Origin of the sequence: Streptomyces sp. DT2A-34 (assembly GCF_030499515.1) — a bacterium.
Lineage (GTDB): Bacteria > Actinomycetota > Actinomycetes > Streptomycetales > Streptomycetaceae > Streptomyces.
On record NZ_JASTWJ010000001.1, the window covers coordinates 1,875,438 to 1,895,869 of the forward strand.

The following is a 20,432-nucleotide window of genomic DNA, read 5'->3' on the forward strand; positions in this document are numbered from 1 at the left end:
GACCGGCGCCGAACGGCCGAAACGCCCGTCGCGCCCCTAGCGTGAGCGCATGCGTGTACTGGTCACCGGCGGTGCCGGGTTCATCGGGTCCCATGTCGTCGAGGCGCTCGCGGCGCACGGGCACGAGCCCGTGGTGTACGACGTCCGCGCCGACCCCGAAGCGGACGTACGCAACCCGTACACCGTCCGCGCCGCCCTGACCGGCGTCGACGCGGTGTGCCACCAGGCCGCGATGGTCGGCCTCGGCGCCGGCTTCTGCGACGCCGCGGAGTACGTCTCCCGCAACGACCTCGGCACGGCCGTCCTGCTCACCGCCATGGCCGACGCGGGCGTACGGCGGCTGGTGCTGGCCGGGTCGATGGTGGTGTACGGGGAGGGGCGGTACGCGTGCGCACGCCACGGCGTCGTGCGGCCGGGCCCGCGTGCCGTCGCCGACCTGGACGCGGGGCGCTTCGAGCCGCCCTGCCCGGTGTGCGGCGCCGACCTCGCGCCCGGCCTGGTCGCGGAGGACGCCCCGGTCGATCCGCGCAACGTGTACGCGACGACCAAGCTCGCCCAGGAGCATCTGGCGGCGGCGTGGGCGCGCGCGACGGGCGGCACGGCGGTGTCGCTGCGCTACCACAACGTCTACGGCCCGGGCATGCCCCGCGACACCCCCTACGCCGGGGTCGCCTCCTTCTTCCGCTCGGCACTCGCCCGCGGTGAGGCCCCGCGGGTCTTCGAGGACGGGCGCCAGCGCCGGGACTTCGTCCATGTACGGGACGTGGCCGCCGCCGACGTGGCCGCGCTGGAGGCGAGTTCGGCCGCGCTGCCGGAGGGCGCGCTCACGGCGTACAACACCGGCAGCGGCGACCCGCACACCGTCGGCGAGATGGCCCGCGCGCTCGCGGCGGCGTACGGCGGGCCCGAACCGGTGGTGACCGGGGAGTACCGGCTGGGCGACGTACGGCACATCACGGCGGACTCCTCGCGGCTGCGGGCGGAGTTGGGCTGGAAGCCCGGGGTGGGGTTCGCGGAGGGGATGCGGGAGTTCGCGGAAGCCGGACTGCGGGGGGCGTAGTCTCACTCGGACCGGTGGTGCTGCCCGCCTTCAGGAAGCGGCAGCGGGCAGCACCACCTCGAAACGGCAGCCGCCGGGGACGTTGCGTACCGTGGCCCGACCGTCGTGTGCCTCGACGATGCCCCGCACGATGGCGAGGCCGAGCCCCGCGCCGGCGGGGGGTGTGCGGGCGTGGGTGCCGCGCCAGCCGGTGTCGAAGACGCGGGGCAGGTCCTCCTCGGGGATGCCGCCGCAGCTGTCCGTGACGGACAGCACCACACCGTCGGGGACGCGTTCGGCGGCGACGGCGACCGTGCCGTCGGCCGGGGTGCGGCGGATGGCGTTGACCAGCAGGTTGCCCAGCACCCGGCTCATCTCCTTGCCGTCCACCCGCACCGGCACCGGTTCGACCCGGGCACCGACGAGCCGGACCCCGTGTTCGCGGGCCAGCGCGTCCGCGCCCGAGAGGGCGTCGCCGACGAGGTCGTACAGGGACATCCGGGCGAGCGAGAGCGTCAGGGTGCCGGCGTGGATACGGGACAGCTCGAAGAGGTCGCCCACCATGCCGTTGAGGCGCTCGACCTCCATGCGGATCTGCTTGAGGTAGCGGTCGGGGTCGGCGGCGACCCCGTCCTCCAGGGCCTCCGCCATGGCGCGCAGGCCGGCCAGCGGGGTGCGCAGGTCGTGGGAGATCCAGGCGACGAGTTCACGCCGGGAGGACTCCAGGGCCCGCTCGCGCTCGCGGGACTCGGCGAGTTTCGTGCTGGTCGCCTCCAACTCGCGGCTCAGTGCGGCGAGTTCGGCGGTGGCGGGGCCGTCGGGCGAGGTGAAGGCGCCGCCGTCGCCGAAGGAGCGGGCGGCGAGCGCGAGGGCGTGGCTGCGGTCGGCGACCCAGCGGCCGAGCAGCAGGGCGGTGGCCAGGGAGACCACGGCGGCCATGGCGACGACGGTCGTGACGACGCTCAGGTCGTGCCCGGACAGGAACATCGCCTGCGCGACGGCGAGCGTGCCGGCGAGCATGGCGGTGATGCCGACGCCGGCGACCACGGCGAGGTGGGCGATGAGCGAGCGGCGCCGGATCAGCAGGAGCACGCAGGCGCCGAGCAGGCCGGCCGCGGCGGCGCCGAGGAAGGCGAAGAGGGCGATGAGCAGGGTGTCGCGCACGGTCACGCCTCCCCGTCGGGACGGGAGTCGGTGGTGCCGGTGGTGCCGGTGGTGCCGGTCGCGTCGAAGCGGTAGCCGACGCCCCACACGGTCTGGATGAGCCGGGGCCTGGCCGGGTCGTCCTCCACCTTGCCGCGCAGGCGGCGGACGTGGACGGTGACGGTCGACAGGTCGCCGAAGTCCCAGCCCCACACCTCGCGCATCAGGTCCTCACGGCTGTAGACCCGGCCGGGGTGGCGCAGGAAGAAGGCGAGGAGGTCGAACTCCCGGATGGTGAGGGCGAGTTCGCCGCCGTCCTTGACGGCGCGGCGGGCCGCCGGGTCGACCGAGAGGCCCGCGGCGCGCAGGGTCTTGGACGGCTCGGCGGGCCTGGTGCGGCGGAGCACGGACTCGACGCGCAGGACGAGTTCGCGGGGGCTGAAGGGCTTGGTGACGTAGTCGTCGGCGCCGACCTCCAGGCCGAGGATGCGGTCGTCCTCGTCGCCGCGCGCGGTGAGCATGATGACCGGCACGGGCCCGTGGCCGCGCATCCGGCGGCACACCTCCAGGCCGTCCATGCCGGGCAGCATCAGGTCGAGGACGACGAGGTCGGGCCAGTGCGCGGCGGCCAGGGCGAGGGCGTCGGGGCCGTCCCCGGCGCGGTCCACGACGTATCCGGCGCGGTCGAGGTACCCGGAGACGATCTCGGCGACGGTGGGGTCGTCGTCGACCACGAGAACCCTGACCCCGGCCTGCGCGTTCGGCTGTTGCTGCTCCATGCCGCCAGCGTCGCACCCGATGCGCGCGTGCGGAGCCGTGCCGGCTCCGACGTCCCTGTTTCGTAAGGAGCCACAGTCCGATATGCACCTTTTGCGCTCGTAGGGTGAAAGCCGTGACGACTTCATCACCACGAGCGAGTGCCCCTCCTCCGGCGTCCGTGGACGTCGTGCTCCCCTGTCTCGACGAGGCCGAGGCGTTGCCCTGGGTCCTGGAGCGCATCCCGCCCGGCTGGCGGGCCCTGGTCGTGGACAACGGCTCCACGGACGGCTCGGCCCGCGTCGCCCGCGAACTCGGCGCGACCGTCGTGCACGAGGAGCGCCGCGGCTTCGGCGCCGCCTGCCACGCGGGGCTGACCGCCGCCACGGCCGACATCGTCTGCTTCTGCGACTGCGACGCCTCGCTCGACCCGGGCGACCTGGTGCCCTTCGTACGCCGGATCGCGGCGGGCGAGGCCGACCTCGTCCTGGGGCGCCGCCGCCCCAGGACCCGCGGAGCCTGGCCGCCGCACGCCCGCGTCGGCAACCTCGCCCTCACCCGCCTGCTCCGCCGCCGCACCGGCCTGCGCCTGCACGACCTGGGACCCCTGCGCGCCGCCCGCCGCGAGCGGTTGCTCACCCTCGGCCTGACGGACCGGCGCAGCGGCTACCCGCTCCAGATGGTCGTCCGCGCCGCCGACGCGGGCTGGCGGATCGCCGAGTACGACGTGCCGTACCTGCCGCGTACGGGTGCGTCGAAGGTGACGGGGACCTGGCGGGGGACGTGGCAGGCGGTGCGGGACATGAGCCGGGTGCTGGCGGAGGACGACGCAGGGCGTACCGGCGCCGGCGCCGAGCCCGAACCCGCCGGTCGCCCCGACGCCCGGCCGGACACCCCCGTACGGAAGGGAACCCGCCCGTGACCACACTCCTCGTCATCGCCAAGGAGCCCCGGCCGGGCCGGGTGAAGACCAGGCTGACGCCGCCCTTCACCCCCGAGGAGGCGGCCGCGCTCGCCGAGGCGGCCCTCGCGGACACGCTGGACGCCGTGGCGCGCACGCCCGCCCGGCGCCGGGTCCTGGTCCTGGACGGGGCGCCGGGCCCCTGGCTGCCGCCCGGCTTCGAGGTCGTACGGCAGTGCGCGGGCGGTCTCGACGAACGGCTGGCCGCCGCCTTCGCGGGCTGCGACGGCCCGACGCTGCTCATCGGCATGGACACCCCGCAGGTGACGCCGGAGCTGCTGACGGTGGACTGGGCCGACTGCGAGGCGTACTTCGGCCCCGCCGAGGACGGCGGCTTCTGGGCGCTGGGCCTGGCCGCGCCGGACCCGGCACGGCTGCGGGGCGTACCGATGTCGACGCCGCGGACCGGCGCCGTACAGCGCGCCCGCCTCGCGGATCTGCGGGTGCGCGAGCTGCCGTGCATACGGGACGTCGACACGGCGTACGACGCCGATCTGGTCGCCGAGGCGGCGCCGGGCAGCCGGTTCGCGACGACGTTGGCGCGCCTCGCCCCGGCGGCGGACCGATGAGCGGCGCGCGGGACATGACCGCGGGGCGCATCGCACGGCAGGCGAGCCCCGGCGCGCTCGGCAGTCCGGTGGACAACGCTCCCTGGTCCGCCGACCCGTACTCGCACGCCCTCCGCACCGGCCGGGGCCCCCTCTTCCTGCGCCGCACCGACGGCTGGCTGTTGCCGCTCGAAGTGGAGCGGTGGTGCGCGGACGCCGACGCGGCGGATCTGGAGGTGCTGCGGCGCTGTGAGGGGGCGGTGCTGGACGTGGGGTGCGGGCCGGGGAGGCTGGTGGCGGCGTTGGCCCGGCAGGGGCGCCGCGTGCTCGGCATCGACGTCAGCGAGGCCGCCGTCTCCCGCACCGTACGGCTCGGGGGCCCGGCGTTGCGCCGCTCCGTCTTCGACCCGCTCCCCGGAGAGGGCCGCTGGGGCACCGCCCTCCTCGTCGACGGCAACGTCGGCATCGGCGGAGACCCGGCCGCCCTGCTCGACCGGATGGCACAGCTCCTCGCCCCGGGCGGCCTGTTGGTCGCCGAGACCGTGCCGGAGATGGACCTCGACGAACGGGTCCGGGTCCACGTCACCGACGCCCGGGGCGCCACCGGCACCGCCTTCCCGTGGGCCCGGCTCGGCACGCCCGCACTGCTGCGGCACGCGGAGCGCGCCGGCTGGCGTGCCGTCGATCAGTGGACGGCCGGCGGGCGTTCCTTCGCCGCCCTGCGCAGCCGTCGCCACCGCAGCACGAGCAGCACCGCCGAGCCGCCGAAGAGCACGGCGGTGATCAGCAGCCAGCGGGCCGGGAAGCCGTCCGCGGACAGGCCGGTGCCGGAGGTGTAGCGGTCCGCGACCCGGCCGCTGATCAGCGGGAACCAGACCAGCAGGAGCAGCAGGGACAGCGCGGCGGGGACGCGGACGTACGCCGCCCACCGTCGGTGTCCGGCCGCCGCGAACCCTCGCAGCAGCGCCTGGTCCGCCGCCCCGTACAGCGGCAGCAACACGAGGTCGTGGAGGATCGCCGCCGCCACGAACCACAGCGCGACCTCGAACCAGTCCCTCTCCAGCAGCCGCACCCCCGCATATCCGGCGAGCGCGAACGAGCAGACGAGCAGGAGGAGTTGGAGAGGGCTGCCCAGAGCGGGCCGCAGTCGTCGCATCACAGGTCTCCGAACGTCATCCGCGCCACCCACTTGGTGTTCAGCACACCGGGCGCGGCGGGCACGATGATCCGCGCCGGGTAGCCGTGGTCGGGGGTCAGGTCCTCGCCGTTGACGAACAGGGCGAGCAGGGAGCGGGGGTCGGCGACCTGGTTGGCGCGCAGGGCGGCCCGCCGGAAGGCGCCGCGCCGCTGGAGCGACTCCACGAGGACGTCGGGTGGGTCGCCGTCGTGGCCGACGAGCGCCGCGAGGTCGCGCAGCCGCACCCCGCGCCACCACTGGTCGGACGTCGACCAGCCCTCCACGCAGGCGATGGGCAACGCCGCGCTGTGCAGCGGGAGGTCGAGCAGGTCGGCCCGGCTGAGGCGGACGGTCCGCCCGTTCCGGCCCTCGACGACGAGCCGCCAGGCCTCCTCGTCCGTGTCGGCGGCGCGGATCCCCGCGTACGCGGCCGTCTTGTTGATCTGGAAGGCGCCCGGCCCCCTGCCCGGTTCGGCGCCGCCGTGCGGGGCGAGGAGGGCGGTCCGGCGCAGGGCCCCGTCGAAGTTCTGCCCGACGGTCGTGCCGAAGAGCAGCAGCGAGCCGCCACCGACGAACCACAGCGCACCGCGCCGGGAGACGGTCGGATCGGTGGGAGCCGGAGAGGTCAACTCGCTTTTCTCCTCGCGCAGTTCACGCAGGTTCCGCAGCGCCATGGGTGTCTTCAGCACCGTGTGCACGACGAACGCGGCGAAGAACACCCATGCCCCGTAGAAGTGCAGGGTGTAGAAGGAGCCGGGGAAGACGTAGTCCAGCTGGACGTTGAGCACTCCCGTCACGAACTCGAACAGGGCGCCCCCGACCAGGAGCAGCAGCGAGATCCGCTCCAGGGCGTGCGCGAGCGACCGCGCCGGCGGCAGCGTGAAGAGCTTCGGTACGACCGACCACAGCTTGGCCAGGAGCACGGGGATCAGCGTGATGCCGAGCGTGACGTGGACGCCCTGGTTGAGCCGGTACAGCCAGTGCGGGTCGGTCGGCCAGGAGAAGAGGTAGAAGCCCAGGATCCCCTTGTCCGGGGTCTTGTCGTTCACCGGTGCCAGGTTCGGGTTGTAGGCGGCGTAGGACACCAGTCCCGTCACGAACAGCACCGTGATGCCGCCGAGCAGTACGACGCCGAGCACCGAGGTCAGCCAGGGGCCGCGCAGCGGACTGCGCCAGAAGACGGGAGAGAAAGGAGAGAGAGGGGAGGAGGGAGTCCGTGCCATGCCCCGACGGTAGGTCCGGTCCACCCCGGGAAAGGGTGCGCGAACCATGACGAATCTCTGACGTCCGCGCCTGTCAGCCGTCCGGAGGAAGGTGCCCGTCCTAGCGTTCTGGCGTGAACCGCGACCTCCGCCATGACCTGTCCGCCGCAGCGGCCGCCGTGCTCCTCGTCGTGACCGCCGCCGTCGTCGGCACCGTGATCCAGCACCGGGACGGCACACTCCGGGTCAACTGGCCGCCGTTGTTGGCCGATTGGAGCCCCCATGCCGGTCCCGGCACCCCGGCCGCGCTCGCCGTCGCGGCGGCGGTCGTGGCGTACGGCCCCTCGGTGGCGGCCCGGCTGCGCTGGCAGGTCCTGCTCCTTGCCACCTGGGTCACCGGCATGGCCTGGACCTGGTCCCTCGCCCTGGTCGACGGCTGGCACCGGGGCGTCGCGGAGCAGCTGACGACCGCGCACGAGTACCTCCGGGTCGTCGACCGCTTCCAGGACATCCCCGCCACCCTGCGGGGCTTCTCCGACCACATCCTGCTCCAGTCGCCGGACAACTGGCCCGCCCATGTCGCCGGGCACCCCCCGGGCGCCACCCTCACCTTCGTCCTCCTCGACCGGATCGGCCTGGGCGGTGGCGGCTGGGCGGGAGCCTGGTGCATCACCGTGGGGACGACGGCGGCGGTCGCGGTCCTCGTCGCCGTACGCGCCCTGACCGAGGAGCGACTCGCCCGCCGCGCCGCGCCCTTTCTCGTCCTCGCCCCGGCCGCGGTGTGGGTGGGCACCTCGGCCGACGGGTACTTCGCGGCGGTCGCCGCGTGGGCGGTCGCGTTCCTGGCATTGGCGGTGACGGGTCACCGGCCGGGGTGGACGGGACTGGCCTCGGGCCTCCTCTTCGGCTGGGCGGCCTACCTCTCCTACGGCCTGACCCTCTTGGCCGTGATCGCGGCCGTCGTCCTGCTGCTGGGCTCACGCCGCGTCCGCCCGCTTCCCTTCCTGCTGGCCGGATTCCTGGTCGCCCCCGTCGCCTTCACCGTCGTGGGCTTCGACTGGTGGGAGGCGTACCGCCTGCTGGTCACCCGCTACTACCAGGGCGTCGGTGGTGTGCGGCCCTACGGCTACTGGGTGTGGGCCAACTTGGCGTGCACGGTCGCCGTCGTGGGCCTGGCGACGGCGGCGGGGCTGCGGCGGGCAGGTGCGGCGCTGATCCGGCGTACGGAAAGAACCCAGGTCCGGTCGGCACTCCTCGTGTTCGGCGCGCTGGTCGCGGTGCTGGTCGCCGACCTGTCCGGGATGAGCAAGGCGGAGACGGAGCGGATCTGGCTGCCGTTCGCGCTGTGGCTGCTGCCCGCGTGCGCGTTCCTGACGGGGGCGCGGGGCTGGCTGGCGGCGCAGGCGGTGCTCGCGCTGCTCGTCAATCACCTGCTGTTGACGGGTTGGTGACGTGACCACAGAACATCCGAGGGTAGGTTAGGCTTACCTAAGTCGACCTCGCCGGATCGAAGGGTTCCCATGTCTGCTGCCACCCGCGCCGAGCCGACGCCCGCCGAGCGTGCCCGCTCGGTGCTGGCGGCGGCCGGCTCGCTGACCGTCACCACGCACGGCCATCGCATCGAGCTGATCGGCCTGCACACCGTCGACGCCGCCGCGCGGCTGCTCCTGCACAACCCGCCGGACGGCCACCTGGCCGCCGAGCTGACCGTGGCACCGCACGGCGAGCTGACCGCCCTCCTGGAGTTCACCGACATCGCCCCCGTCGCCGTACGCGAGCGGGTGCGCGCCCGGCTGACGCTGGGCGGCCGGCTCAGCGCCCTCGGTCCGAAGACCCTGGTGTTCCACCCGGCCCGGGCGGTGCTCACCGAGGGCGACGGGACGACCGTCGTCGGCCTCGACGAGCTGAGCCTCGCCTCCCCCGACCCGCTGGCCACCCACGAGGCGGAGATGCTGGCCCGGCTGGACGCGGCCCACGCCGACACCGTGGCCCCGCTCGCCCGCCTGCTGCCGGCCCGGGAGCAACTCGGCGCGACCGGCGTACGGCCGCTGCGGCTCGACCGGCACGGCCTGGTGCTGCGCGTGGAGACAGACAGCGGAGTCCCACCACGACGCCCGCCTGCCCTTCGCCGCCCCGGCCACCCACCCGGGAGACGCGGTGCGCAAGATCCACGCCCTGCTCGCCGAGGCCACCGCCCGTCCGCGCCGCCGCCTGCCGACCACGTCGTAGGCGAGGCGCACGACCACGAGCCGCCGGCCTCCGGGCCACTCGCAGAGGCCTTCCCGTCTCCTCCGCGAAGGCGCCCGGAGGCCGGCTCATCCGCGGATCCCCGCGCCGGTCCCCGTCTCCAGGCGTTGCGTCGTCTCCATGAGCGAGATCGTGAACGGATGCCGGGGCTGTGTCAGGATCCGCTGCGTCGCCCCCTGTTCGACCAGTTCGCCCGCGTCCAGTACGGCGATGCGGTGGGCCAGGCGTGCCGTGTCCAGGTCGTGGGTGATGAGCACGAGGGACAGGTCGTCGCCCTCGCCCACCAGGCCCGCGAGGACGTCGAGGATGCCGCGCCGGGTGACCGTGTCCAGCCCGGAGGTGACCTCGTCGCAGATCAGCACCCGGGGGCGGGCGAGCAGGGCCCGGGCGAGGGCGGCGCGCTGGAGTTCGCCGCCGGAGAGTTCGCCGGGGCGGCGGTGGGTCAGGTCCGCTGCCAGGCCGAGGCGATCGAGGGTGGCCGACGCCTCGTCCATGGCCGCCCGTTCACCGGTGCCGCGCAGGCGTACCGCCGTACGGGCCACCTGTTGCAGCACCGGTCGGTGCTCGTCGAAGGCGGCGCGGGCGTCCTGGAAGACGTACTGCACGGCGGCGAGTTGGGCGCGGTCGCGGTGACGCAGGCTGCGCGGGAGCGGTGTGCCGTCGAGCAGGATCTCGCCGTCGTGGTCACGGTGCAGGCCCGCGAGGCAGCGGGCGAGCGTGGTCTTGCCACTGCCGGAGCGGCCGACCACGGCCAGGCACTCGCCGGGGCTCAGAGCGAGGCGCGGGGCGCGCAGGACGGTGGTCCTGCGTTCGTGTACGGCGGTCAAGTCCCGTACTTCGAGGATCGGTTGGCCCGAGCTCGCACTCTCCGCGCCCTGCGGTACCGCGCGCTGTTCGTCGAGCAGTCGGCGCGTCCACTCGTGCCGGGGCGCCGCCCACAGCCGCTCCACCGGGCCCGACTCGACGACCCGGCCCGCGCGCATGACGAGGACCTCGTCGGCCAGGGCGCGGACCACGTCCAGGTCGTGGCTGAGCAGGACGACCGCGATGCCGCGGGCCGCCACGGCCGCCAGCTGCTCGACGATACGGCTCTTGGTCAACGCGTCCTGGCCGGTGGTGGGTTCGTCGGCGACGATGACGCGGGCGCCGAGCAGCAGGGCCTGGGCGAGGACGACGCGTTGCTGCTGGCCGCCGGAGAGCTGGTGGGGGTGGCGCCGCAACAGGGCTTCGCCGTCCGGGAGTTGGGCGTCGGACAGGGCGCGCAGGACCAGTTCGCGGGCCGCCGTACGGCGTTCGGCGCGGGGCAGGTGGCGGACCTGGGGGCGGGCGATGTCGTCGAGGAGGGCGCTGACGCGGCGGGCCGGGTTGAGGACGGCCGCCGGGTGCTGGGGCACGTAGCCCACCAGACGGTCGGCGGGCGGGCTCACCTCGCCCGTGACCCGGGAGCCCGGCGGGTACTCCCCCAGCAGCGCCAGGCCGGTGGTGGTCTTGCCGCTGCCGGAGGCACCCACCAGTGCGGTCACCTTGCCCGGCAGCACCCGCAGGTCCACTCCGTCCACGATCGCACGACCGTCGATCTCCACGCGCAGGCCGCGGATCTCGGCGACGGCCTCATCCGTTGCCCCGCTCACGAACGTCGTCCCTTCTTCTCCAGTGCGGCGTCGAAGAGCAGGTTGGTGCCCATCGTCAGCGCCACGATCAGCAGCGCGGGCACCACCACGGCCCAGGGCTGCACGAGCAGGCCGGTGCGGTTGCGGTCGACCATGACCGCCCAGTCGGCGGCGTCCGGCGCGACGCCCACACCGAGGAACGCGGCCGTCGACACCAGGTACAGCACGCCCGTCAGCCGGATACCGGCGTCGGCGGCGAGGGTGCGCAGCGCCGACCGGCCGACGTAGCCGACGGCGATCCGCCACCAGCTCTCGCCCTGCATGCGCAGCGCCTCGACGGCGGGGCGGGCGGCGGCCTCCGCTGCCGCCGCCCGCACGATCCGGGCCGCGTCGGGCACGTTCACCAGCGCCACCAGCAGCGCGAGCCCGGCGGCACCCGGCGACAGCACGGAGGCCACGAGCAGGATCAGCAGCAGCGACGGTACGGCGAGCAGCACGTCCAGCGGCCGCATCAGCAGCTCCTCCAGCCACCGCAGACGGGTGAGCGCGCTGATGAGCGCGACCGGGACGGCGACGAGGTACGCGAGCGTGGTCGCGGCCAGGGCGGTGAGGACGACCGTACGGCCGCCCAGCAGGACTTGCTGCCAGACGTCGCGGCCCACGAAGTCGGTGCCCAGCCAGTGGCCGTCACCGAGGGTGAAGGAGGTGGCCCGGGGGCCGGGGTCACCGGTGAACAGCGGTCCGAGGAGGGCGAGTACGAGGGGGACGGCGACGACCGCGAGGCCGAGCGCGAAACGGCGATGCGCTGTCATGCGGCCACCCCCGCGCGGGGGGTGAGCCGGTGGGCCACCAGGTCGGCCCCGAGGTTCAGTACGACCGTCAGCACGCCGAACACCACGGCCAGCCCCTGCACCACCGGTACGTCACGTTCGGCCACGGCGTTGAGGAGGACCGTGCCCAGGCCCGGGATCACGAAGAGGGCCTCGACCACGATGACCCCGCACAGCAACCAGTCGACGGTACGGGCGAGTTGCTGCGCGGCCGGGGCGAGGGCGTTCGGCAGGGCGTGGGTGTAGCGGACCCGGGCGCCGGGGACGCCGTAGCGGCGGGCGTGGGCCGCGTAGGGGGAGGCGAGGGCGTCGACCATGCCGGCTCGCACCAGGCGGGACAGGGAACAGACCGGGCGGGACAGCAGGACCAGCACCGGCAGGACCAGCGCCGCCGGATGGGAGAGCAGGTCGGTGCCGTAGCCGACGGCCGTCGGCGGCAGCCAGGCCAGCTTCAGGGCGAGGACCGTCACCAGCAGCACCCCGAGGGCGAACTCGGGGACGGCGTACACGGCCAGCGTCACCGAGCTGACCAGCCGGTCGATGAGCCGTCCCTCGTGGCGGGCGGCGAGCACGCCGAGGCCGAAGCCGAGGGGGACGAGGAGCGCCAGCGTGAGCGTGGCCAGCAGCAGGGTGGGGCCGAAGCCGTCGGCGATGTACTGGGTGACGGGGCGGCCGGAAGCCAGGGAGGTGCCGAAGTCGCCGTGCAGCAGGCCCGTCGCCCAGTCGGTCAGCCGCTCGTACGCCGGCCGGTCCAGGTCCATCGCCTCGCGGATCGCGGCGATGCGCGCGGGGTCCGGCTGGTCGCCCGCGAGGGCCACGGCCGCGTCGCCCGGCAGCGCCTCGGTGAGCGCGAAGACCAGCAGCACGACGGCCATGGTCTGCGCGACACCGAGGAACAGCCGCCGGGCCACGAACGAGCGCAGGGGGCTCACTCTCACGCGAGCCACACCTTGTCGAAGCGGGCCCAGTCGAGGGTGTTGGCGGGTGCCTTGGTCTCAACCCCCTTCACCGTGCGGGCCGTTCCGATGATCCAGTCCGCGAAGCCCCAGATGAGGAAGCCGCCCTCGGCGTACAGACGGCGCTGCATGCGCTCGTAGACGGCGGCCCGTTCGGTCTTGTCGCGGGTGGACTGGGCCTGCTGGTAGAGGGCGTCGAAGTCCTTGTGCTGCCACTTGGTGGCGTTGGTGGTGGAGTCGGTGAGCAGCCGCTGCGAGATGTGGGCCTCGATGGGCATGGCGCCGGAGCGGTAGCAGCACAGGGTGCCGCCGTCGAGGATGTCGCTCCAGTAGGAGTCCTTGCTGCCCATCTTCACGTCGATGGTGACGCCCGCCTTGGCGGCCTGGTCGCGGAAGATGCCGGCGGCCTCGGTGAACCCGGCGGCGACGGCCGAGGTGTCCAGGGTGACCTTCAGCTTCTCGGCGCCGGCCTGCTTGAGCAGGGCGCGGGCCTTGTCGAGGTCCTGCGCGCGCTGGGGCAGGTCGGCGGCGTAGTACTCGTAGCCCTTGCCGAACAGGTCGTTGCCGACCTCGCCCGCGCCGGACAGCGCGCCGTCGACGAGTTCCTGCCGGTCGGCGATGAGGAAGAAGGCCTCGCGGACCCGCTTGTCGTCGAAGGGGGCCCGGTCGGTCTTCATGCAGAACGCCTGCATGGCGCTGTTGCGCAGCCGCACGATCTCGATCTGGCCCTGGCCTTCGTGGGCGCGGGCGGTGGTGGGGTTGAGCTCGTGCGCGTACTCGACCTGGCCGCCGAGGAGGGCGTTGACGCGGGCGGACTCCTCGTTGGCGACGACGAACTCGATCTCGTCGAGGAGCGGGGCGCCGTCCCAGTGGTCGTCGTAGCGGCGGAAGACGGCGGAGCGGCCGGGGGCGAACGACACGAAGCGGAAGGGGCCGGAGCCGACCGGCTTCTTGTCGAACTCCGTGGCGTTCTCGGGGACGATGTACGCGCCGAACGCGGCCAGGATGTTGGGGAATTCGGCGGTGGGCCGCTTCAGCACGAACTCGATGCTCCGCTCACCGGTGGCGCGGCTGGCGTCGAGGTCGAGCGGCTCCAGGGACGCCTTGGCGCGGAACGCCTGCTTGGGGTCGGCGATACGGCGGTAGCTGTAGAGGACGTCCTTGGCGGTGACGGGCTTCCCGTCGTGGAAGGTGGCCTGACGCAGCGTCACCTGCCAGCGGTCCAAGGTCTTGTTGGACTCCCACTTCTCGGCGAGGCGGGGCTGTGCGGAGAGGTCGGCCCCGTAGTCGGCGAGCTTGTCGAAGAGCGCCTTGGCGCGGGCGACGTCGGCGAAGAGGTTCGCCAGGTGCGGGTCGAGGGTCTCGCTCGCGCCGCCCCCGGCGAACGCGGCGCGCAGACGGCCGCCGCGCTTGGGGGTGCCGGACGCGCTGTCCGCCTTGTCGTCCGTGCCGCCGCCGCAGCCGACGAGGGCGAGGGCGGCGGCGCCCGAGGTGGCGGCGAGGAAGCCGCGGCGGCGCAGGCCGGGGAAGCGTTCGTTCATGGTGTCCCTCGAGATCGTGATGTGTCAGTGGGAAGAGATGCGGCGCGCGACGACGTGCAGCCGGTCCGCGTCGGTCGTGTGGCCGGGCAGGTCGGCCTCGCACCAGACGGGCTCGGTGCGCGGGCCGGGGCCGTCGTGCAGTTCGAGCACCTCGAAGCCGTGGGCGGCGAGGAAGTGCCGTAGCTCCTGCGGCAGCAACAGCCGCCAGGCCGAGCGCTGCTGGACGGGCGGCGAGCCGTCGTCGGACGTCCATACGCGGGTACGGCGCAGCAGCTGGGCGGTGCGGTCGACGGTCAGTGTGGTGGTGGAGCGGTAGGCGGCGCCCTGCCAGGTGAAGGCGTTGACGGACGGTGTGTCGAGGAGGTCCGTCCGGCCCAGGAAGTACGCCCCGTTGCGCATCTCCGCGACCAGCAGGCCGCCCGGCGTGAGGGCGTGGCGGCAGGAGGCGAGGAAGCCGTCGAGCTGGTCGTTGGTGTGGCAGTACAGCAGGGAGCTGTCCAGGCAGACGACGGCGTCGAAGGCGGCCCCGTCCGGGTCTCGCAGGTCGAAGCCGTGCAGGTCGGCCCGGACGTACGCCGGTCCGGGGTGGTGGACGCGGGCGTGTGCCAGCATCGCCTCGGAGAGGTCGGCGCCGGTCACCGTACGGCCGACGGAGTGCAGGTGGGCGGCGTCGCGGCCGGTGCCGCAGCCCATGTCAAGGACCCGCGGACCGGCGCCGTGGCGGCGCAGGCAGTCTTCGGCCCAGCGTCCGGCGAGCCGCTCGGGGTCGGGGAAGCGGGCCTCGTAGAGGGCGGGGTTGTCGGTGAGGAGATTGCGCTGTTCATCGGCTTTGCGCTGCTCATCGGCTTTGCGGTGCTGATCGGTGTCAGGGCTCGCATCCACCCGGGTGCCGGTCATGCGTTGCTCCTCTCCTGAGAAGCCTGTGCCGCTGCCGGGACCGGATCCGCGGGCAGCGCCCCCTGCCGGTGCAGCCAGGCCACTCCGCCCGCCGACGCCAGCCCGAACACGGCGCAGCACACCCACGGCAGCCACGCATGGCCTCCGCTCTCGCCCGCGTCCATGGCCCACCCGACGACGGTGTTGCCCACGGCCGCGGCGACTCCGGAGACGACGTAGAAGATCCCGAAGTAGGTGCCGGTCAGCTCGGGTCGCCCGAAGCGCGGGATCAGCTCCATCACGAACGGCGAGGCGGCCATGACGCCGAGGTAGAGCAGCAGCGCGCCGAGCAGCACGGGCCCGGCGTCGAGCCACCCGGGAGACCCCGCCCCCGCCACCAGGGCCGGCGGCAGGAAGGCCAGCCCCATCACCGCCAGGCCGACGGCGATCCACCGCGCCCTGTCACCACGGGACTTGAGACTCCTCGTGATTCTCAGCTGAAGCGCCAGGTTGGCCACCGTACCGACGAGGAAGACGATCCCCGCCGCCCCGTCCCAGCCGGTGGCCTCGCGGGCCCCGTCGGGCAGCAGCAGGTACAGCTGGTTCTCCAGGGTGAACATGCCGACCATGGCGAGCGCGAAGGCCAGGAAGGCCCGGTTGCCGAGCACCTCGCGCCAGTCCCCGAGGACACCGCTGTTGCCGCTGGGCTCGACCTTCCGCGCGGGCAGGACGAGGGCCTGCGCCACGGTGAGCACCGCGAAGATCCCGGCGGCGGTCAGCGCGGAGGTACGGAAGTCGACGAGGAGCAGGGCGCTGCCCAGCAGCGGCCCGATCAGCGCGCCGGTCGTCGCGAACACGTTGAACAGCGCGAACGCCTCCGCCTTGCGCTCCCCCGACTCCTGCGCGAGGTACGCCCGTACGGCCGGGTTGAACAACGCCCCGGCGAGTCCGCTGAGCACGGACGCGGCGAGCAGCACCGGCAGCCCGTCGCCGAGTGCGAACAACCCGAAGCCGACGGTCCGCAGCGCGCACCCGGCGATGATGACGCCGCGCGCCCCGAGTCGGTCCGATGCCGAGCCGCCGATGATGAACAGGCCCTGCTGGCTCAGATTCCGCACGCCGAGGACGATCCCGACGACCGCCGCCGACATGCCCAGGTTCTCGCCGAGGTGGGTGGCGAGGTACGGGATGAGGAGGTAGAAGCCGGTGTTGACGCCGAGCTGGTTGACGAGGAGCAGTTGGACGGCGAGCGGGAATCCGCGCATCTCACGCCACGTCTTCATGCGCCGTCACCTCCTCGACTCCCAGTCCCGGCAGGCCACTTGGGCGTACGGTGCCGTCCGCGCCGCCGATCCCCGTCCACGGGTCGTGCGCGAGCAGCAGATGCCCGTCCAGGTCGGCCCAGCGGGCACGGTCGGCCAGGTGGACGGCGGGTGCCAGGCCGAGAGTGCTGGCGGTCAGACAGCCGAGCATCAGCTCCGTCCCGCTGCCCTCGATCAACTCCGCGATCCGCAGGGCCGCTCGGACTCCCCCGCACTTGGCGAGCTTGACGTTGACGCCGTGGACGCGCCCGGCCAGCCGCCGTACGTCCGCCACGCTCACCGCGTCCTCGTCGGCGATGACGGGCAGCGGCGACTTCTCGGCGAGGGCGGCCAGCGCATCCGGATCGCCGGGCGGCAGCGGCTGTTCGACGGCCTCGACCCCGAGCGCGGCGAACCGGGGCAGCAGCCGCTCGGCCTCCGCCACGCTCCAGGCGCCGTTCGGGTCCAGCAGCAACCGCACGCCAGGGGCCGCGTCCCGGATGACCCGCACGCGCTCCACGTCGTCCTCGGCATCGGGCGAGCCCGCCTTCACCTTGACGACCTCGAATCCGCTCGCGGCCAGGCGCCGGGCCTCGGCGGCCGCGTGCGCGAGCGAGGTGATGCCGATGGTGCGTGCGGTGGCGACACCGAACGGCGTCTCGGTCCCCAGCAGACGGTGGACGGGCACACCGTCCCGCTTGCCGACGAGGTCCAGCAGCGCGGACTCGACGGCGGCGATGACGGCGGGCGGAACGGCGGCCGAAGGCAGGGCCTCCAGGGCGCTCTCGGGATCGGCGAACCGCTCCAGAGCGACCGCCGAGATCAGCCGTACGAGCGTGTCGGCGTCCAGCCCGTAGTACACGCTGCTGACGGCCTCGCCGTATCCGGTCACTCCGTCGTGCTCGACGCCCAGCCACACGGCGTCGCGGGCGGTCATGGTGGAGCGGGAGATGCGCAACGGCTCGGCGAGTTCGAGACGTACGGTGCGCAGGCGGGCCTTCATCGTGTCCTTCCGGAAGAGAGCGGATCGGCGACCCGCGCACACCGCGCCCACCCGCTCGCCTCGGCGGCATACGGATGCGGTATCTCCACGGGCCGGGTGGCGGCGCCGGCCGGGTCGAGGCCGTGGGCGGCGAGGAAGTCGTCGTCGTAGACGGTGCCGAGGTAGCGGTGCGGCCCGTCGGGGAACACGGTGGCGACGACCGCCCCCGGGTGCACGCAGGCAGCCCAGGCGGCGACCCGCGCGACGGCTCCGGTGCTCCAGCCGCCGCTGACGAAGCTGCCCCGGGCGAGCCGTCGGCAGCTGTCCACGGCCTCGGCGGGGCCGATCCAGTGGACCTCGTCGAAGGCGTCGTAGGCGACGTTGCGCGGGTGGATGCTGCTGCCGAGGCCGCGCATCAGGCGGGGGCGGGCGGGCTGGCCGAAGATGGTGGAGCCGGTGGCGTCGACGCCGATGAGCCGGAGCGCGGGCCAGTGCCGGCGCAGCGGGGCGATGACGCCGGCGCTGTGGCCGCCGGTGCCGACGCTGCACACCAGGATGTCCAAGTGGTCGAGCTGGGAGCCGAGTTCGGCGGCGAGGGAGGCGTAGCCGGCCGTGTTGTCGGGGTTGTTGTACTGGTCGGGCCAGTAGGCGCCGGGCAGTTCGGCGAGCAGCTCACGCAGCCGGCCGAGGCGGGCCGCCTGCCAGCCGCCCTGGGGCGCCGGGCGGTCGACGAGCTCCAGCCGTACACCGTGCGCGCGCAGCAACTGCCGCATGGACGGCTCCAGTTCACTGTCGCCGACGAGCACGACGGGGTGGCCGAGCGCCTGCCCCGCGAAGGCGAGCCCGATGCCGAGCGTGCCGGAGGTGGACTCCACCACCGGGGCGCCGGGACGCAGTTCACCGCGCTCGCGCGCGCCGAGCAGCATCGACACGGCGGCCCGCGCCTTCATGCCGCCCGCCGCGAGGCCTTCGAGCTTGGCCCAGAAACCGGGGTGGGCGTGGGGCAGGTCGGCGGTGACACGGACGACGGGGGTGCGGCCGAGCAGGGCGAGCAACTCCGGCCGCGCGGTGGGGAGTACAGCGGTCGTGGTCATCGCGCACCCCCGGGACAGCGGTACCGGTGAACGACGCCGGGCCCGCCGTCGAGCCAGAAGAAGGGGTACGGCTCCGCGCACACCGCGCTCACTCCGTGCCCGAGGAACCGGGGCAGAACGGCACTTCCCGTCTGGGCGAACATCACCAGCTGCTTGCCGTGCCGCAGCGCGTGCTCCCGCAGTGGTTCGAAGGTGCCGTTGCCCAGGGTCATCCCGGACACCAGCAGCGCGTCACAGCCACCGGCCGCGGCGAGCGCGTCGGCGGCGACCGGCTCGCCCCACTCCGTCACGCCACCCTTGAGGTCGCACGGCACATAGCCGATCCCGCGCGAACGCAGCGCTTCCAGCAGGGAGTTGACGACACCGACGACCAGCACCGTGCCCCCGGCCGGAAGGTCCAGCAGCTCGACGACCGCCCTCGCCCTGGCCTTGGACTTCTCCAGGGAGGACCCGGCGGGCAGGTCGACCGGCAGTGCCCCGTGGTCCGGGGTGTGCGGGGTGACGTGCATCAGGTAGGCGTCGAGGGCGGCCACCCGCACCGCCGCCAGCGGATGCTCCAGCAGCTGTGCCACGTCGGCGCCGACACAGTCGTCGAGCGCGCTGTCGGGCAGTTCCCCGGGTTCGACCGCGCAGGAGCCGACGGCCTCGGCGAGGCGCAGGCTGAGGACCTCGTTGCGGTAGCCGGTGCCGCGTCCGTCGTGCCGTACGGCCTGCCGGGTGGTGAAGGCGACGGCGATCCGCTGCGTGCGCGGGTCGGGGCCGAGGGCGCCGGCGCGGACGCGGGCGACCAGGTCGTCGTACGTCCGACAGGGCGCCGTCGGCGAGGCGCTCGCGGCGGTCACCGGATCACCAGCCCCGCACGCAGCCCGGTCAGCAGGTCCTCGACGCGGTCACGGGCGCCGAGGCCCTCCGCGTCGCCCGCCATGACGTGGCCCAGGTACTCGTTGTTGCTGCCCGCCGCCTTCACGGCCTTGCCGGGCTCGGCGAGCTGCACCTCCAACACATCGGGCCGGTCGGCCAGTTGGCGGCCGTCGAGCGCTTCGAGCGTGCCGGCGCGGTCCGGGACGAGGAAGCCGATGGCGGCGCTGCGCAGCCCTGTGTCCGTGCGCCGGAGGTCGGGCTCGCGGCCGAGGGCGACGTCCACGAAGGCGGCGGCGAGGTCGATGCCGGTGACATGGCGGACGAGCTCGGTGATGCGGTTGCCGGCGGGCCGGGGGTTGACCTCGACGACGCGCGGCCCGGCGGAGGTCAGTTTGATCTCGGTGTGCGCCACGACGCCGTCCGTCAGCCCGAGCGCCTTGAGCGCGCCGAGCGTGGTCTGCTCGGCGGCGTCGATGTCGGCGAGCGGCAGGGCGGCGGGGAACATGTGGCCGGTCTCGATGAAGGCGGGCGCTCCGCCGATGCTCTTGTCGGTGACGCCGATCAGGTGCACGGCGCCGCCGTACGACACGGTCTCGACGCTCACTTCAGGGCCGTCGAGAAGCTCCTCCAGGAGCACGGCCAAGGTGCGCCGCTGCCCACGGGCGTTGACCGGGAAGTCGGCCAAGGCCCTGAAGGCATCGGCGAGTTGGGCCTCGTCGTCGACGCGCCGCACATACATGCCCGCGCACAGGTCGACCGGCTTGACGACCAGCGGGTAGCCGATCTCCTTCGCGGCCCGCGCGAGGTCGGCCCACTCCTCGTGGACGGCGAAGCGCGGTCCGGGCAGGCCCGCTTCGGCGAGGACGCGGCGGGTGGCGTCCTTGCGGCAGGCGTTCTCCACCGCCTCGGGGCCGGGGCCGGGCAGACCGAGGTGCCCGGCGATCCGGGCCACCGTCGGCAGGTAGTAGTCGCAGGAGGTGACCACCCCGTCGAAGCCCAGCACCGAGTGCAGCCGCTCCACCTCGGGCAGCAGGGCGTCGATGTCGTTGGTGTCGGTCGTGATCACATTGCGGGCCCCGAGCAGCGGGTGCGCCGTCCCCTCGGGCGCCGAGCGCAGGTAGTGATGCAGGTCCCGGGTGAGGAAGGTGAACTCGTGTCCGCCCTCCCGGATCGCCCGTGGCAGCAGCCTGCTCATCGACCCGACCCAGCTCTCTACCACCAGCAGATGAGCCACAACTCCCCTTTTCGTGCCGTGAGTTCAGACGCCAAGGCAGCCCGGGCCGCCCCTCGGTCGGAGGGGTGCCGGAC

Annotated in this window: 19 protein-coding genes; 5 read left to right on the top strand and 14 right to left on the bottom strand. The window is 73.8% G+C overall.

Features of this window, described 5'->3' with window-relative positions; translation table 11 throughout:
• Positions 1 to 49: 49 nt before the first annotated feature.
• The gene (locus tag QQM39_RS08150; RefSeq protein ID WP_301995992.1) at positions 50 to 1,060 is read left to right on the top strand and encodes an NAD(P)-dependent oxidoreductase; all 1,011 of its coding nucleotides are present in this window, start codon (positions 50 to 52) and stop codon (positions 1,058 to 1,060) included.
• 30 nt (positions 1,061 to 1,090) lie between these two features.
• On the opposite strand, the gene QQM39_RS08155 is transcribed toward QQM39_RS08150, so the two are convergent.
• Both QQM39_RS08155 and QQM39_RS08160 read right to left on the bottom strand, forming a co-directional pair.
• Positions 1,091 to 2,203 carry a sensor histidine kinase KdpD gene (locus QQM39_RS08155; protein ID WP_302003515.1) on the bottom strand — a complete coding sequence of 371 codons (1,113 nt, stop codon included), beginning with the start codon at positions 2,201 to 2,203 and terminating at the stop codon, positions 1,091 to 1,093.
• Positions 2,204 to 2,205: 2 nt separating this feature from the next.
• Positions 2,206 to 2,961: a response regulator transcription factor gene (locus tag QQM39_RS08160; RefSeq protein WP_301995993.1), complete on the bottom strand. Its 756-nt coding sequence runs from the start codon at positions 2,959 to 2,961 to the stop codon at positions 2,206 to 2,208.
• Positions 2,962 to 3,119: 158 nt separating this feature from the next.
• Between QQM39_RS08160 and QQM39_RS08165 the strand changes: the two genes are divergently transcribed.
• From QQM39_RS08165 to QQM39_RS08175, 3 genes are read left to right on the top strand one after another with little or no spacing between them, the layout of a single operon-like run.
• On the top strand, positions 3,120 to 3,860 hold the full coding sequence (locus QQM39_RS08165) for a glycosyltransferase family 2 protein (protein WP_301995994.1): 741 nt from the start codon (positions 3,120 to 3,122) through the stop codon (positions 3,858 to 3,860).
• Positions 3,857 to 4,468 carry a DUF2064 domain-containing protein gene (locus tag QQM39_RS08170; RefSeq protein WP_301995995.1) on the top strand — a complete coding sequence of 204 codons (612 nt, stop codon included), beginning with the start codon at positions 3,857 to 3,859 and terminating at the stop codon, positions 4,466 to 4,468. Before QQM39_RS08165 ends, QQM39_RS08170 begins: the two co-directional genes overlap by 4 nt.
• A 14-nt stretch (positions 4,469 to 4,482) precedes the next feature.
• Positions 4,483 to 5,286, top strand: a complete 804-nt coding sequence (locus QQM39_RS08175; RefSeq protein WP_301995996.1) for a methyltransferase domain-containing protein — start codon at positions 4,483 to 4,485, stop codon at positions 5,284 to 5,286.
• Between the two features lie 316 nt (positions 5,287 to 5,602).
• Here the strand turns inward: QQM39_RS08175 and QQM39_RS08180 are convergent, their stop codons facing one another.
• Positions 5,603 to 6,847: a molybdopterin-dependent oxidoreductase gene (locus QQM39_RS08180; protein WP_301995997.1), complete on the bottom strand. Its 1,245-nt coding sequence runs from the start codon at positions 6,845 to 6,847 to the stop codon at positions 5,603 to 5,605.
• A 113-nt stretch (positions 6,848 to 6,960) separates the two neighbouring features.
• Here QQM39_RS08180 and QQM39_RS08185 point away from each other — a divergent pair, with 113 nt between their 5' ends.
• A complete protein-coding gene (locus QQM39_RS08185) occupies positions 6,961 to 8,277 on the top strand; it encodes a hypothetical protein (protein ID WP_301995998.1) in 1,317 nt (438 codons plus the stop codon).
• Positions 8,278 to 8,310: 33 nt separating this feature from the next.
• Here QQM39_RS08185 and QQM39_RS08190 read toward each other — a convergent pair whose 3' ends face one another.
• The 11 genes from QQM39_RS08190 to QQM39_RS08240 form a co-directional block, all read right to left on the bottom strand.
• The gene (locus QQM39_RS08190) at positions 8,311 to 9,072 is read right to left on the bottom strand and encodes a hypothetical protein (protein ID WP_301995999.1); all 762 of its coding nucleotides are present in this window, start codon (positions 9,070 to 9,072) and stop codon (positions 8,311 to 8,313) included.
• A gap of 69 nt (positions 9,073 to 9,141) precedes the next feature.
• Positions 9,142 to 10,704, bottom strand: a complete 1,563-nt coding sequence (locus QQM39_RS08195) for an ABC transporter ATP-binding protein (protein ID WP_301996000.1) — start codon at positions 10,702 to 10,704, stop codon at positions 9,142 to 9,144.
• Positions 10,701 to 11,495 (bottom strand): ABC transporter permease, encoded by a 795-nt coding sequence (locus QQM39_RS08200; RefSeq protein ID WP_301996001.1) that lies wholly within the window; start codon positions 11,493 to 11,495, stop codon positions 10,701 to 10,703. The genes QQM39_RS08195 and QQM39_RS08200 overlap by 4 nt, the downstream gene beginning before the upstream one ends.
• Entirely contained in the window at positions 11,492 to 12,445 is a 954-nt protein-coding gene (locus QQM39_RS08205) for an ABC transporter permease (RefSeq protein ID WP_302003516.1), read from the bottom strand. The genes QQM39_RS08200 and QQM39_RS08205 overlap by 4 nt, the downstream gene beginning before the upstream one ends.
• Positions 12,446 to 12,447: 2 nt before the next feature.
• Complete coding sequence (locus QQM39_RS08210; protein ID WP_301996002.1) at positions 12,448 to 14,010, bottom strand: ABC transporter substrate-binding protein; 1,563 nt, start codon at positions 14,008 to 14,010, stop codon at positions 12,448 to 12,450.
• 24 nt (positions 14,011 to 14,034) lie between these two features.
• Positions 14,035 to 14,907 (bottom strand): class I SAM-dependent methyltransferase, encoded by an 873-nt coding sequence (locus QQM39_RS08215; RefSeq protein ID WP_301996004.1) that lies wholly within the window; start codon positions 14,905 to 14,907, stop codon positions 14,035 to 14,037.
• Complete coding sequence (locus QQM39_RS08220) at positions 14,904 to 16,169, bottom strand: MFS transporter (RefSeq protein ID WP_301996005.1); 1,266 nt, start codon at positions 16,167 to 16,169, stop codon at positions 14,904 to 14,906. Before QQM39_RS08220 ends, QQM39_RS08215 begins: the two co-directional genes overlap by 4 nt.
• Positions 16,153 to 17,190: a dipeptide epimerase gene (locus QQM39_RS08225; RefSeq protein ID WP_301996006.1), complete on the bottom strand. Its 1,038-nt coding sequence runs from the start codon at positions 17,188 to 17,190 to the stop codon at positions 16,153 to 16,155. Before QQM39_RS08225 ends, QQM39_RS08220 begins: the two co-directional genes overlap by 17 nt.
• Entirely contained in the window at positions 17,187 to 18,263 is a 1,077-nt protein-coding gene (locus tag QQM39_RS08230) for a PLP-dependent cysteine synthase family protein (RefSeq protein WP_301996007.1), read from the bottom strand. The genes QQM39_RS08225 and QQM39_RS08230 overlap by 4 nt, the downstream gene beginning before the upstream one ends.
• Positions 18,260 to 19,105 carry a DUF364 domain-containing protein gene (locus QQM39_RS08235; protein ID WP_301996009.1) on the bottom strand — a complete coding sequence of 282 codons (846 nt, stop codon included), beginning with the start codon at positions 19,103 to 19,105 and terminating at the stop codon, positions 18,260 to 18,262. The genes QQM39_RS08230 and QQM39_RS08235 overlap by 4 nt, the downstream gene beginning before the upstream one ends.
• Complete coding sequence (locus QQM39_RS08240) at positions 19,102 to 20,358, bottom strand: ATP-grasp domain-containing protein (protein WP_301996010.1); 1,257 nt, start codon at positions 20,356 to 20,358, stop codon at positions 19,102 to 19,104. The genes QQM39_RS08235 and QQM39_RS08240 overlap by 4 nt, the downstream gene beginning before the upstream one ends.
• Positions 20,359 to 20,432: the final 74 nt, after the last annotated feature.